The organism is Streptomyces humidus (assembly GCF_014649655.1).
GTDB lineage: Bacteria > Actinomycetota > Actinomycetes > Streptomycetales > Streptomycetaceae > Streptomyces > Streptomyces humidus.
Genome location: NZ_BMTL01000007.1, coordinates 249,687 through 262,552 on the forward strand (window position 1 = coordinate 249,687; position 12,866 = coordinate 262,552).

The following is a 12,866-nucleotide window of genomic DNA, read 5'->3' on the forward strand; positions in this document are numbered from 1 at the left end:
GGGAGATCCGTCATGCCCGACGCACGCCAGTACACGCGTTACAGCATCTACATGCTGGAGCCGCACGCTGAATATGCGACCGCCGAGAACGGCCACATCCCGATCGAGGCCATCGCCGAGCGCGTCTACGGCAAGCCGTACAACTCGCTGCGCGGCTGTCAGCGGGACGACGAGCACATCCCCAATGACAGCGTGAAATTGTACGAACTCGCCTCCGAGGGGGACTACGAGGAGGCGCTCGACCAGTTCGATGAGGCGAGGGTGTACTTGGGCTGGGACTCCGGTATCGGTGAGGTCGTTTACAAGACCGGCATGACCGAGCTGGACTACTGGCTGAGTATCCGCGTCGCTGACGAGAACACACCAGCCACCGCCGAGGCGAACCCGCCCGATACGCAAGACCTTGAGAACGCCGTGTTCGAGAGCCGATTCTTCGCCGATCGCGCCTTCTCCCCGTCGCTGAACCTGATCCTCGCCGATCTCATCCGCCGTGGCGAACTCCCGCGCGGTGACTACCTGTTCCGGCACTGGTGGTGATTGAAGCGGGACGAAATCTGATGCCACAGAGCCCCGACGAGGCCCACCTGGCCCTCTTCCCTGGCGATCCGCTGCCACGCGACCAGTTACCCGCCCCCAGCACACCCGCCCCGACTACCTCCGATGCGGGGCCACCACCTGGTGGCCCCGCATCATCCAGTGGGAGACACCAAATGCACCCCTTCGTTCTCGGAGCCGCCGTCACCCTGCTCGGCCTCGCCTTCTGCCGGCGACTGACCCGGCGACCGCACTGCCCCTGGTGTGCCACAGCCTCCGCCTGGCCCACCTCCCAGCACGACCCCCTGCACTGCCGTGGCTACGTCCAAGAACGCCGCCGCGACCGCCTCCGCGACATTGCGCACGGACGCCCGGTCCCGGAACCGAACCCCTGGGGCCACGCACATCTCCTTGACGAGGAACGACGCTAACCGCGACGCACGCTCCGTCACGCCACCCTCGCGCGGCCACACGCTCCGTCCAGCCGCTTCACACAGCCCACCAGATGAGGACCGATGGCTCGCTGCCCCGCCGCACTCCCGACGACTCCCGCCCCCTGCGCCGGCCCCATCGTCGTCACCGTGCTCGACCAGGACAACGCCGGCGCCGACGGTTGCGAACACCACGCCGCACACCTCCTCGCCGCCCTCGACCGCGGCCGCGTCTTCGCACTGCCCCACGCCCCCGCCGGAGCCGCGCACCGCGTCTTCAAGGCCGCAGCTCCGCAGGACGTCCGCCTTCACCGCCTGGCCGACGCCATCGTGACCTCGCCTGCAACGCCCCGATGAAACGCGGGCCGACCAGGCCCCGCACACCAGTCACCCTGAAGGGAACCTCCGTGCTTGTCGGCCAGCACCCCGAACACGCCGTAAGGGCGTACCGCAACGAACGCCCGTCCATAACCCGGCTCATCCTCGAAGCGCGCTGGGCGCACTACCGCCTCACCGACACTCTGGAACACGACCCCGACAGCAACGCCGTCCCCGCCCTGCGCCGCTTCCATCTCCTGCACGCCGGCGCGCTCGTCGACGTCCTCGCCCTGCGCACCCAAGACCCCGACCTCTACGAAGCCGCCCGCGACCACGGCGCCCTCCTCCGCAAGGTCGACGGCCTGGCCCTCGACGACCACCCCCACAACGGCCTCAACCACCTGCGGGCCCAATACGCCCGACTCCACCACCACACCCATGGCCACGCATACCGAGCACCCCACGCCACTGACGACTCTCTGCCGCACCAGCGCCCGTTCCGCCGATCCGGCCCCCGGCTGGTCCGCCAAATGCTCGACACCTACGCCTGGGCCAACCTCGGCCTCACACCCCTCTTCCCCGCCGTCGACGTCGCCAGCGAACAACGGCAACACCTCATGACCCGCGGGCTCCTCCTCGACTGGGCCGCCACCGCGTCACCGGCCGACAACGCCGCAGCGGCGGCCGCGGCCACCGCCGGCCACGCCCTGCGCGCCCTCGACCGCCGGGCCGCCCTGAGCGACCTACGCGCCCGCGCCTACCTCCTGGACGCCTTCCGCGACTTCGACGACCATGACGAAGACGACCACCCGCACCCCCACGACTGCGCAGGGGGCTGCGACGGCACCGGCGAAGTCCTCACCGTGCTCACCTGGGAGCACCACGGCACCGCAGTCCACCAAGAGCCAATCCAGTGCTTCGGCGCCCCCACCGCCCACGCCCCGGACTGCACCACCTGTGAGGGCCACGGCTTCACCTACACGTCCGGCTACCGCGAGCTCTGCCTCGATGGGCGCATCGCCGACAACGGGCCGGTCGCGACCACCGTGTCGCCGCAGGGAGCATGACCCCACAACGTCTCAGCCGGCCAGAACCGCCGACACCGAACTGCCCGCCCGACCTGCGCCGGCCCTCCCGGAGCCACTCCCTCGGACTGTGATTTCTCTCCCCCAACCCGAGAGGGGGAGAAATCTCCCCCACCACAGCTACTGAGAAATCTCCCCCCTGACCACTGAGAAATCTCCCCCCCTGGAAGGGGGGAGATTTCTCCTCCCCGAGAACGCAACTGCCGTGGGGGCGACTTCTCCCCCCTCCGACATCCGGGGAGGGGGGAGAAATCACCCCCACGCGAAAGTCAGGACTCGCCCCCGCAGACCACCGCCAAAAGCCAACTTGCCCTACAACTTGCCCCACAACATGCCCTGCAACTTGCTCTACAGCTTGCCTTTCAACTTGCCCCACAACTTGCCCCCACGCTGCGCCCCCGACACGGAAACCTGCACTTCAGGGGGACGGTCAAGGGGCTTGGGACGCGCCGACTACTTCTCTACGAGACCCCCAAGGGCAATGAGGACATCAGCGAAGAGCTACAGGCGAACGACAGGAAGGAGGAAGCCGGCGGGGAGAGGAAGAAGCGACACGGATGGGAGAGCAGCAGCAGGACGGGAGGAGAGGGGGAAGAGGAGCAGCGAAGAGCGAGAGCGGGCGGAGCGACAACAGCAAGCGAGAGGAAAGCAGCAGAGCACAAGAGCCGAAGAGGTAGAGGAACAGAGGGAGCAGACAACGACAGACGAGACACGGACAGACCACGAAGCACGAGACAGGAAGGGAGAACGGAAGCGGGACGGCCCAGGGACGGCGAGCATGAGACAGAGAGCCGCAACGGTGTGGAGAGGGTCGGGGAGTTGAGCAGGTCGCCGAGGGCTGCGGAACGCAAGCGGCCCCGCCCAGCGAAACGCTGAGCGGGGCGCGAGCAAGGGGGGCGGGGGAGGGGCGCGCCGGGAGGGGAGCGGCGCGCGAGATTACGAGGCTGCCCGGAGCATCCGCCGCGCGGCGGCCCGGCCGCTGGCGCTGACGCGCTCCGCCGCGTGCAGTCGCAGTGCCCGCGCTCGCATGAACGCGGCGGCGGCCTCGGGGTCGCCACTCGCTGCGCGGGCAAGCAACTCCGTGATCTTGCTGTCAGTCATCAGGGGTCCTTTCGGTGGCGCAACGGGTCGAACTAGGGTGCCGCCCCGGCGGGGCGGCACCCGGTGCTTAGAACCGAGCCGCCCCACAGCCGAGGTCATCGCGGGCAAGGTCCCGAAGCGCGGACAGTTCACCGTGCGTCCCGCACTCGACACATGTGCCGCCGCGCCGGTCCCCGCCGGACTCGAAGTCCCCGATGCGGATGATGTGCGGACGGGCTATGGGGGTCTTGATGATGGACACGATCAGGCCGGACTCGGGACGCGCGGCGGCGCGCTGCGCGAAGTACTCCATGCGCTCCTGGATGTCCTCCAGGTCCTGCTCGGCGAAAATCCAGGTCAGTCGCTCCAGGGAGCCGGGCTCACCGTACGGAAGCCCGGTCGCGGGGCACATCGCCGACTTCTCGGTGACGGGCGTAGCGACATTCGGCGAACGGCGAAGCAGGGCAAACATGGAATCTCCCAGGGTGGCGGCGACTGGCTGATGTGATAACACTACACAATGAAAAGGAAATAAGCAACAGCGCGGACCGACGGTAGGCGGGGTGGCCCGGCCCCGGTGAGTGCGGTGTGGATTCCCGGCCCTGATCTGGTGCGCTTCGGGATGTGAGCTGGGCACACGTGGTCAAGCTGGATAGTCCGGACCGAAGTGCGCGTGGTACCTGACCTCTGGAGGTTGCGTTCTGTTCGGCTATGGCCAACGATGTGTGGCCCTGTGAGCTGCGAGTTCGTGACTGAGCTGGAAAGTCACAGCTACCACGAGAATCCCTGTGGATTGTCTTGCGTTTGTGCAGGTCAGAGACGTGCGGGGGAGTGCGGTGTAACTGGTCGGGTGACCGAAGCGTCGGCTTGAGGGAACAGGCGAGCGTCCCGCCTGGCGAGGTGGCTCACGGGTGACCTTGGGCCTGTTGAGCAGCGAGCTCCTCGATGATGCTGGCCTGCTCGCGAATGTCGTCTGCCTGCGCGGGGGTGGGCTCGTACTGTGTGAGGCTGCTGATCTCTGCTCTGGCCGCAGCGATGTCTCCGGTACGGGCGAGGACCACGGCTCGGTGAGACCTGAGTCCGACGATGAGTTCGGGCAGGTTGTAGGCCTGGGTGATGGTCAGGAGCTGCCGGTCGATCAGGCTCAGGGCGGCCTGGGCTTCGTCGAAGCGCAGCAGGGTCTCGACCACGTCCTGGCCGAGGTCGACGGCGGACCGCCAGGCTCCCGTGATCATGTAGAGCTTCATCGCGGGGAACGCGGCGCTGCCGTAGTCGAGTTTGAGCTGACGGCAGCACTTGACATGCATGGCGAAGCAGTCGGCGAGGCGTTTGTAGTCGTCGGGTGTCTCGCTGTCCGAGCAGGCTTGCTGCAGTGCCTCGATGGGTCCGTGGAGGTCGGCCGGGGTCAGGCCGAGGTGATCGCAGTAGGCGTCAGCGAGGTCCAGGGCTGCGGGGCCTGCGGCTCGGTAGCTGCCTGAGTGGTAGAGCCCCTGAACGTAGCCGTAGCGCAGGGCTCGCTCCAGGAAAGAGGGGGCGGGAAGTTCAGCCAGGGCTGTCCTGAATGCAGCATCGAGGGCTTCGATGTCACCGGTGTGCCCGTGCAGAGGGAACTGGCGGGTGGCCACCAGGACCTTCTCGCGTGGTCCGATCCCGCTGCCGCCCTGTGAGACGAGGGCTTCCATGGCGTGGACGTGGCGTGCGTAGGCGTCCCAATCGGTGTCCCCGTATGCCCAGGTGGCCAGCGCACTGTGCGCATCAAGGCGGTCGACGGTGTCCCGACCCGGTTCCTGCGCCACGTCCGCGATCACCGTGCGCAGTTCGCGTGGGAAGCCACCCTCGTAGAAGCCCTCCTGGCTGGTGATCTCCAGCAAGAGGTCGATCTGGCCGGTATCGGCGAGCAGCCGCATCCAGCGGGCCAGCCGCGGCAGCTCCCTGTGGCCCTCGAGAAGACCAGCCAGGGCCTGCTCGACACGGCGGGCGGCTTCCTCAGGCAGGTCATGCGACGCATGGAGGGCCAACGGTGCGGCCGCATCGTGGAGTTTGGCGAGACCGTCGGCGAATGTCTGTACGAGGCCGAGGCCTGCGAGTTCGCGAACGGCCCCGGCCGCGGCAGCGGGACGTGTCGGTCCCGCGGCTGCCGCCAGCTGCTGCAATTCCGGGCTGCTCAGGGGAACTTCGGCGATGGCCATGAGGCCGGCCATCGTGCGTGCCAGCACGGAAAGGTGCCCGAAGGTCTCTGCCAGGATGCGTTCCTGGGCCGTGGGGGCGAGGTGGGTCTGCTCCTGCACCGCCGCGCAGAAGGCGGCACCGTCACCTGCGTAGAGAGTGCGGGTGAGCGCCGCGGAGTTGAGGACGTACAGCGGCAAACCAGCTGTGAGCGCCAAGACCCGCTGTGCGGTGGGGTAGTCCAGGGTGCAGTCTTCGGCAGCGAAGACGGCGGCCACGGTGTCGGTGTCCCAGCCGGGCAAGGACTCGGCGGAGACACCCAGATGCGCGGCGAGCGCGGTCTGCTCCGGGTGGGGGTGGCCCAGCAGCGTGATCCGGGCCGTCGGCAGCGCCTGGACCAGCAGCCGTACGTGGTCGGATGGGAGGACGTGCACGTTGTCGATGACGACCGCGATGGCTGTGTCGTCGTGGGCCAGTCGGCCGTGCACGGCCCGAAGGACGTCGATGCCGGCCCCGCTCGGCAGGCTGACGGCATCGGGCCCGCTCAGGTGCCGGGCAGCAACCTCCCGGGCCAGCGCACCGGGCACCACCGCGGGCGGCATCTGGCCGGCGTCGAAGTAGGTGACCGGGAGCGGGCACCGGGCGGTGGCGTGCGCCGCCCAGGTCGTCTTCCCGGCCCCGGAGAAGCCCGTTACCAGCCGCACGCGCTGCTCGCCCGTCAGCTCCGGTTCGCTGCCATGCGGCCAGTAGACGTCGGGAACCTGGGGGAAGGCCTGCAACTCCTCGACGAACTGCTCGTACAGGGAGGGCAGTTCACTGGCATGGAAGGCTCGCCCATGGGCTCCGGCACTCGCGTACTGGATGCGGGCAGCCAGCTTCCACACCAGCGTCTGCGCTCCCAGGGACCCGAACGGGACCTGGGCGGCCTGCTCGGTGCACCACTGCAGGACACCGGCGAGATCCGCAGCAGCGGGCGGCAGCCACGTCTCCTGCGGATCGGGATGGCCCGGCCACAGCAGCGACACGTCCGCCTGCCAGCCCGGCTGCTGGGTCCGTTGCAGCAGATCCGGACCCGGTGCGGTATTGCTGACCACAACCAGCTTTGGCGTGCCGGGGCGCCGCCCTGCCGTGTGCTCCGCGCGTAGCTTGGCGAACTGGTCGACCGACCCCCTGATGTCGCTCCACATCAGATTGCCCTGCCGGGTCTTGACCTGCAGGTAGAGATACCGATCCGGGAGCACGACCTCCAGGTCCTCGTCCAGCTCCATCAGCAGCGTCTGCGCACCGGCCTGACGCAGCCGCAGCAGGCAGCCCACGGCGTACAGGTTCTGGTAGGTGAATCCGCGGTGCAGGGACGTGATACGCCGAAGTTGCGCCGGATTGAGTGGGGCGGCCGGCTGTGTCGCGCTGTCCTGGGCAGTGCCGCTGGCCGGTGGCGGTTCCTGGTCGTGCACCCCGCCAGGGTAACGGTCCCGCCGAGGTAACGGCTGCGTCGGCCGCGGTGCGGGAGGACCCGGCAGGGGCCCCGCCCCGCGGCGCGAGGCCTCGACCCGGCCCACCGGCAGATCTGCGTGACCTCCCGCACCGTGCGGTTCAGTGCAGGGGCCCAAGGGGCCGGGATCCGGAAAAGACCCGCAGACTGGAACAGCACGCTCTCCCGGGCCTGGAAGGTGAACCTTGCAGGCCGCTCCCGTGGTGACGCATCCCCGTCTGCCGAGATGGCCGTGGGCTTGGCCGACGAAGGCGATGAGAGAGGTCGAGCCTGCCCGGGAATTCTGATCACGCCGTTCCGATCGCGGTGCCGCCGCGCATCGCACAGGGGCCTGCTGCGGGTGCGACCCCCACGCCGCAGCAAGCGCTGACACAGCACGTGGGCCACCCTCCCTGATCGTCACCCGGCCCCGCCCCGACCCGCGAAGAGGCCGCGTGCCAGATGTATCCGGGGCGGGCAACGGCCCCTGACAGTGGCCCCGTTGGCGCATGAAATGCCTGATGAGGCCGTGTTGTCAGTGGCGCGTGGTAGATGTGAAGAAGGAGAGAACTTGTGTGGTTTTCCCGTTAGTTGATCAATATCGAGTGAAGAGGCAGGGCATGGTCGAGACGGAACTTCCCGAGCGGGGGGTGGTGTTCTGGCCGGTCGGCACGGGCGACTCCACCACGATCGTGCTCGGCGGCGACCTGGTCCTCCAGGTCGATCTGCGGGACATGAAGGCCGCCGACGAGAAGGGGGCGGTGGTCGCCGCGGTCATCGACCGGCTGGCGGATACCCTGCCGCGCCCCAACTGGCTGGACGGGAAGACCCCCTACCTCGCGGTGTTCGCCCTGACCCACGCCGACCTGGACCACTGCTGCGGGTTCGGTGACCTGCTGGACAGCGGCATCCTGATCGGGGAGATCTGGGCAACGCCCCGGCTGTGGCGGGAGATCTCCGAGGACACGACCATGTGCGAGGACGCCCAACTCTTCCAGGACGAGGTCGAGCGCCGCGTCGCCGCCACCTTGGAGGCCCTCGAGAACGGTGAGGAGCCCGCCAGCGGCGACCGGGTACGGATCATCGGCTACGACGACGACCGCGACCAGCACTCCTACAGCGAGCTGCCCGACGAGTACTTCACCTTCCCCGGCAAGACGATCACGATGATCGACGGCAACGACCTGTCGGAGACGTTCGAGGCGTTCGTCCACGCCCCGTTCAAGGGCGACTGCGCCGGCGAGCGCAACGAGACCTCCCTCGCCCTGCAGATCCGCATGCACACCGGCGACGGCACGACGGGCCGGCTGCTCCTCCTCGGCGACCTCGCCTACCCCACGATCAAGAAGATCTTCGACAACAGCGAGTACTTCAGCAACACCGACCGGGTGGAGTGGGACCTGCTGCTCTCCCCGCACCACTGCTCCAAGAAGGTCATGTACGCCAAGGGCGAGGACGGCGAGGAGGAGCGCAAGCAGGACATCCTCGACCAGTTCGAAATCTACGCCAGCCCGGACGCGCGGGTGATCGCCAGTTCGCGGCCCTTCCGGGACCAGGACGAGAAGGGCCACAACCCGCCCCATCTGTTGGCCCGTGACGCCTACGAGGAGATCACCGTGCTGCCGGTGCTGTGCACGGGGGAGTACCCCACCCAGGACGAGCCCCGGCCGGTGGTATTCGCCCTGGAGCCCTTCCTCGGGTTCGAACTCGTCGATGTCGCCGAGCTGGAGAGCAAGTCCCTGGTGATGAAGGCCGCGGGCGGTGGCCGTCGGATGCTGGCCGCGCTGGGCACCACCCGCTTCCCGGCTGCCGCCTTCACCGCCACCGCCGCGCTTCCCTCCCCGCGGGCGGCCGCCGCCGCGCGCAGCGCCGTCGAGCAGGCCCGCGGAGACAAGGCCGCACCCGCCACGCCCCTGGGATTCGGTGACGCGTGAGCGACCGCACCACTACGGCCGTCACGGCCGGCCAGCAACTTGCCCTCGACCAGCTCCGGCAGATCACCGGCTCAGCTCGCGGCGGGGTCTTCCTCGCCCATGTGGACACGGCACCCGCCAAGGCCCCCACGGGCTTCGTGGAGGCGCGCATCAGCGTGGGCTGCGCCGGTCTGTCCCGCGCCGAGGGCGGGCTGCGGCTGCGCAGCGAGGAGCCCGTCACGCTCTACATCCCGCCGGACTTCCCCTTCGAGGTCCCGCTGGTGTACACCCGGCACAGCCGCTTCGCCGGGGCCCCGCACGTCGTCTGGGCTCATTTCCCGTGCCTGTACCGCTCCACGGCGACCGAGTGGGACCCGGCCGACGGCATGTACGGGTTCATCACGCGCCTGCTGGACTGGTTCCGGGCCGCCGCGGCCGGGGAACTGGATGCGCCCGGTGAGCCGCTGCACCCACCCCACGCGGTGGGCGACTACGCGGACGGTCTGCTCGTCGTCCGCCGCGACGCGCCTGCCGCCGAGGACGACGAGCCGTGGCTGGGCGCGGCCCTCCTGCATCGCATCAGTGATGAGCGCAGTGACGTGGTCGGCTGGCTCCCCTTCGGCCAACCGTGGCCGCCCACCCTCGCCGATGCCCGCGCCGCAGCCCAACTCCCCAACGGCGCCGAGGTGTTCCTCGCCCCGGCCGTGATCACCGCAGACCACCTGACCTTCGAATACCCCGACACCGCCCGGGCGCTCATCACCGCCCTCGCCCGCGGCCGGATCACCGCACGCATGGTCCTCGGTCTCGTCGGCGTGGCAGCCGACCACAACCGCCGCCTGCGCACTGCCGCCGAGCAGACCGGCCCGGACGGCACACCGCACCCCCTCGCCCCGGTCCACCTGCTGCTGGGCACCCCCTCCCGGGGGACCAGCGGCCACGGCCCCCGCCGGACCCACCTGGTGGCCTGGCACCTGCCCGACTTCGCCGACAAACTCACCCGCCGCGCCGTCACCGCCTACGTCGACCGCCAACTGCCCGAACTCGGCGACGAGATCATGCAGATCGGCGAGGAATGGCTCGACACCCTGACCACCCGGTGGATCCGCCTCTACGAGGCCCGCCCCGAGGTCACCGTCCGCCGCGACCACCACACCCCGGCGGCCTGGCTGCACGGCAAACGCATCCTCGTCCTGGGCGCCGGCGCCCTCGGCGCGCCCGCCGCCGACATCTGCGCCCGTGCTGGTGCCGCCCACCTCACCGTCGTCGACCAGTCACTCGTGCACCCCGGCATCCCCGCCCGCCAGCCCTACGCCGACGCCGACATCGGCTACCCCAAGGCCGATGTCCTGGCCGCCCGCCTCAATCAGATCGCCCCGCATGCCACCCGCATCGAGCCCGTTGTCGCCGACATCACCCGCGGTCTTCCCGCCCTCGACGTGCACTCCTTCGACCTGATCCTGGACTGCACCGCCAACCGCGTCGTCCGGGCCTTCCTCGAACGCGCCCGCCGCACGGACCCCACCCACTGGCCGCACCTGGCCACTGTGATGATCGGGCACCAGGCCACCCGCGGTATCGCCGCGCTTTCACCGCACGGGGCCACCGGCGGCGGCGCCGATGTGCTGCGCCGCACCGCCCTGACCGCCCGCACGGATCCCACCGGTGCCCTGGCCGACATGGTCGAGGACTTCTTCCCCACCGAGCCCCGCACCGAGCTCTTCCAGCCCGAACCCGGCTGCTCGGACGCCACCTTCACCGGCTCGGCCGCCGACGTCACCGCCTTGGCCGGACAGCTCATGACCGGCATCCTCCACGCCCTGAACACTCCCGCCGACCAGCACACCATGGCCGCGCTCACCGTCCGCACCCCGAGCGGCCCCACCGATCCTCAGCCCGCCGGGCCGCGCTGGCTGACATGGCCCAACGACACGATCATCACCGACGACGCCACCGGCTACGACGTCCGCATCGCCCCCGCCGCGCTCGCCGAGATGCGGGCCGAGGCCCGCCGCGGCGCCCGCGTCCGCGGCCCGCGCGTCGAAACCGGCGGCATGCTGCTGGGCGCCATCGACGACTCCACCGGCATCATCTACGTCGACGAGGCCACCGGCCCGCCCCCGGACTCCCTGCTGGCCGAGACCTACTTCCAGCACGGTCTGGACGGCGTCCCCCGCCACCTCGCCGCCCGCCGCACCGCGACCGGCAACACCAGCCGCTTCCTCGGCCTGTGGCACACCCACCCTCACTCGCCGGCACAGCCCAGCGCCACCGACCGCACGGCCATGGAACTGCTGACCCTGCCCCTGGACGACGCCCCCGCCCGCGCCTTGGTCCTCATCGCCGGCGGACCGCAACCCGTCTGGCAGAAATGGCTCGCCACCGGCGACGGACCAGACCTCTACGCCCGCCTCGCCGCCCGCACCACCGCGGCCACCACTCCACCAGCTACAACGGTGCCACCCGGCCGCCCCCGCTCGGCCCTCTGGTGGCCCGGCGGCTACGCCACCCGCCCCACCACCGACAACCCCCTGCCCGCCCCACGCCGATCGGACGATGCCCGCCCATGACCCGCACCATCGGCCTCGCCCTGTCCGGTGGAGGCTCCCGCGCGGCCGCCTTCCACCTCGGCTGCCTGCGCGCCCTCAACGACCGCGATCTCCTCGACCGCATCCGGGTCGTCTCCGGCATCTCCGGCGGATCCCTGCTCGCCGCCCTGTGGGCCTACGGCCCGCCCGACTTCGCCGACTTCGACGCCCACGCCACCGACCTGCTGCGCTCCGGCCTGCAACTCGACATCGCACGCCAGGCGTTCAAGCCCTCCGCGGCCGCCCGCAACCTCACCGCGGCCGCCCGCGCAGGAGCCCGCCAACTGTTCACCCGCACCACCGACATCAGCGTCGCCCGTCCCGCCAACCGCACCGACGCCCTGGCCGCCGTCCTGGCCCGCAAGGCCTTCGCCACTACCACCATGGCCGACGTCACCCACCCCGGCCTGGACGTCGTCCTGACCGCCACCGACCTGGCCACCACCAACGCCGTCCGCTTCGGCAGCGCCCGCAGCGGGTGCTCCCGCTACGGCACCATCACCGAACCCATCCACGTCGCTACCGCCGTGGCCGCCTCCGCCGCCTACCCCGCCCTCCTGCCGGCTCTGGAGCGCACCTTCACCTTCCAGCACCGCGACGGGCACAGCCAGCAGCACACCGTGCTGCTCACCGACGGCGGCGTCTACGACAACCTCGGCCTGTCCGTCCTGGAACCCGGACGCTCACCGCACCACACCCAGCACGTCTACGACGTGCCCTTCATCATCGCGTGCGACGCGGGACTGGGCGAACTCGCCCTGAAGGCACCGCACTTCATGGCCGGACGTCTGAACCGCTCCTTCGCCACCGTCCACCGCAAAGCCCAGGACTCCGCCCGCTCCCGCCTGCACGAATGGGCCGCCAGCGGACGCATCGACGGCTTCGCGCTGGCCTACCTCGGCATGAAGGACGACCGTCTGCCCGCGCCGCCTGCCGACCTCGTCCCGCGCAGCGCGGTGGCCACCTACCCGACCAACTTCGCCGCCATGAGCCGCGCCCACTTCGAGGCCATCACCACCCGCGGCGAACAACTCATGCGCACCGTCCTGCCGATGTACGTGCCCTCCTCCCCGTACTGACACGCGGCAGCACGTCCCCCTGGCGACACCTGTCCGGGCCGACCGACCATCACGTGCGGCACTCGGTACGCTCCAGGCGCCAGGCCGGTCACCTGTCGCCGGAGCATGTAAAAGATAAGGAGAGAAACAGCCCAAGCCCGCAGCCTGCGGACGCTAGCCTGTTCCACAGGCCGAGCGCATCGGCCCAAGCCGGGGCCGGCC

General features: G+C 69.9%; 9 protein-coding genes. 6 read left to right on the top strand and 3 right to left on the bottom strand.

Annotated elements, in window-relative coordinates; translation table 11 throughout:
• Positions 1 to 12 precede the first annotated feature (12 nt).
• From IE239_RS10825 to IE239_RS10835, 3 genes are all read left to right on the top strand, one after another.
• Positions 13 to 537, top strand: coding sequence for a hypothetical protein (locus IE239_RS10825; protein ID WP_190149029.1), 525 nt, complete (start codon positions 13 to 15; stop codon positions 535 to 537).
• A 512-nt stretch (positions 538 to 1,049) separates the two neighbouring features.
• Entirely contained in the window at positions 1,050 to 1,322 is a 273-nt protein-coding gene (locus IE239_RS10830; protein ID WP_024126945.1) for a hypothetical protein, read from the top strand.
• A gap of 50 nt (positions 1,323 to 1,372) precedes the next feature.
• A complete protein-coding gene (locus IE239_RS10835; protein WP_024126946.1) occupies positions 1,373 to 2,350 on the top strand; it encodes a hypothetical protein in 978 nt (325 codons plus the stop codon).
• Between the two features lie 954 nt (positions 2,351 to 3,304).
• On the opposite strand, the gene IE239_RS10840 is transcribed toward IE239_RS10835, so the two are convergent.
• The 3 genes from IE239_RS10840 to IE239_RS10850 form a co-directional block, all read right to left on the bottom strand.
• Positions 3,305 to 3,469: a hypothetical protein gene (locus IE239_RS10840; RefSeq protein ID WP_181411809.1), complete on the bottom strand. Its 165-nt coding sequence runs from the start codon at positions 3,467 to 3,469 to the stop codon at positions 3,305 to 3,307.
• A 67-nt stretch (positions 3,470 to 3,536) separates the two neighbouring features.
• On the bottom strand, positions 3,537 to 3,920 hold the full coding sequence (locus IE239_RS10845; RefSeq protein WP_190149030.1) for a hypothetical protein: 384 nt from the start codon (positions 3,918 to 3,920) through the stop codon (positions 3,537 to 3,539).
• A 433-nt stretch (positions 3,921 to 4,353) separates the two neighbouring features.
• The gene (locus IE239_RS10850; RefSeq protein ID WP_053743993.1) at positions 4,354 to 7,068 is read right to left on the bottom strand and encodes a hypothetical protein; all 2,715 of its coding nucleotides are present in this window, start codon (positions 7,066 to 7,068) and stop codon (positions 4,354 to 4,356) included.
• A 637-nt stretch (positions 7,069 to 7,705) separates the two neighbouring features.
• Here IE239_RS10850 and mblB point away from each other — a divergent pair.
• Genes mblB through IE239_RS10865 form a run of 3 tightly spaced genes read left to right on the top strand, consistent with a single transcriptional unit; the run spans position 7,706 to position 12,665 of the window.
• The gene (gene mblB / locus IE239_RS10855) at positions 7,706 to 9,019 is read left to right on the top strand and encodes an anti-phage 6A-MBL system MBL-fold protein (RefSeq protein ID WP_053743994.1); all 1,314 of its coding nucleotides are present in this window, start codon (positions 7,706 to 7,708) and stop codon (positions 9,017 to 9,019) included.
• Positions 9,016 to 11,568: an anti-phage 6A-MBL system cap2_3 protein gene (gene cap2-3 / locus IE239_RS10860; RefSeq protein ID WP_053743995.1), complete on the top strand. Its 2,553-nt coding sequence runs from the start codon at positions 9,016 to 9,018 to the stop codon at positions 11,566 to 11,568. The genes mblB and cap2-3 overlap by 4 nt, the downstream gene beginning before the upstream one ends.
• Positions 11,565 to 12,665, top strand: a complete 1,101-nt coding sequence (locus IE239_RS10865) for a patatin-like phospholipase family protein (protein WP_190149031.1) — start codon at positions 11,565 to 11,567, stop codon at positions 12,663 to 12,665. Before cap2-3 ends, IE239_RS10865 begins: the two co-directional genes overlap by 4 nt.
• Positions 12,666 to 12,866: the final 201 nt, after the last annotated feature.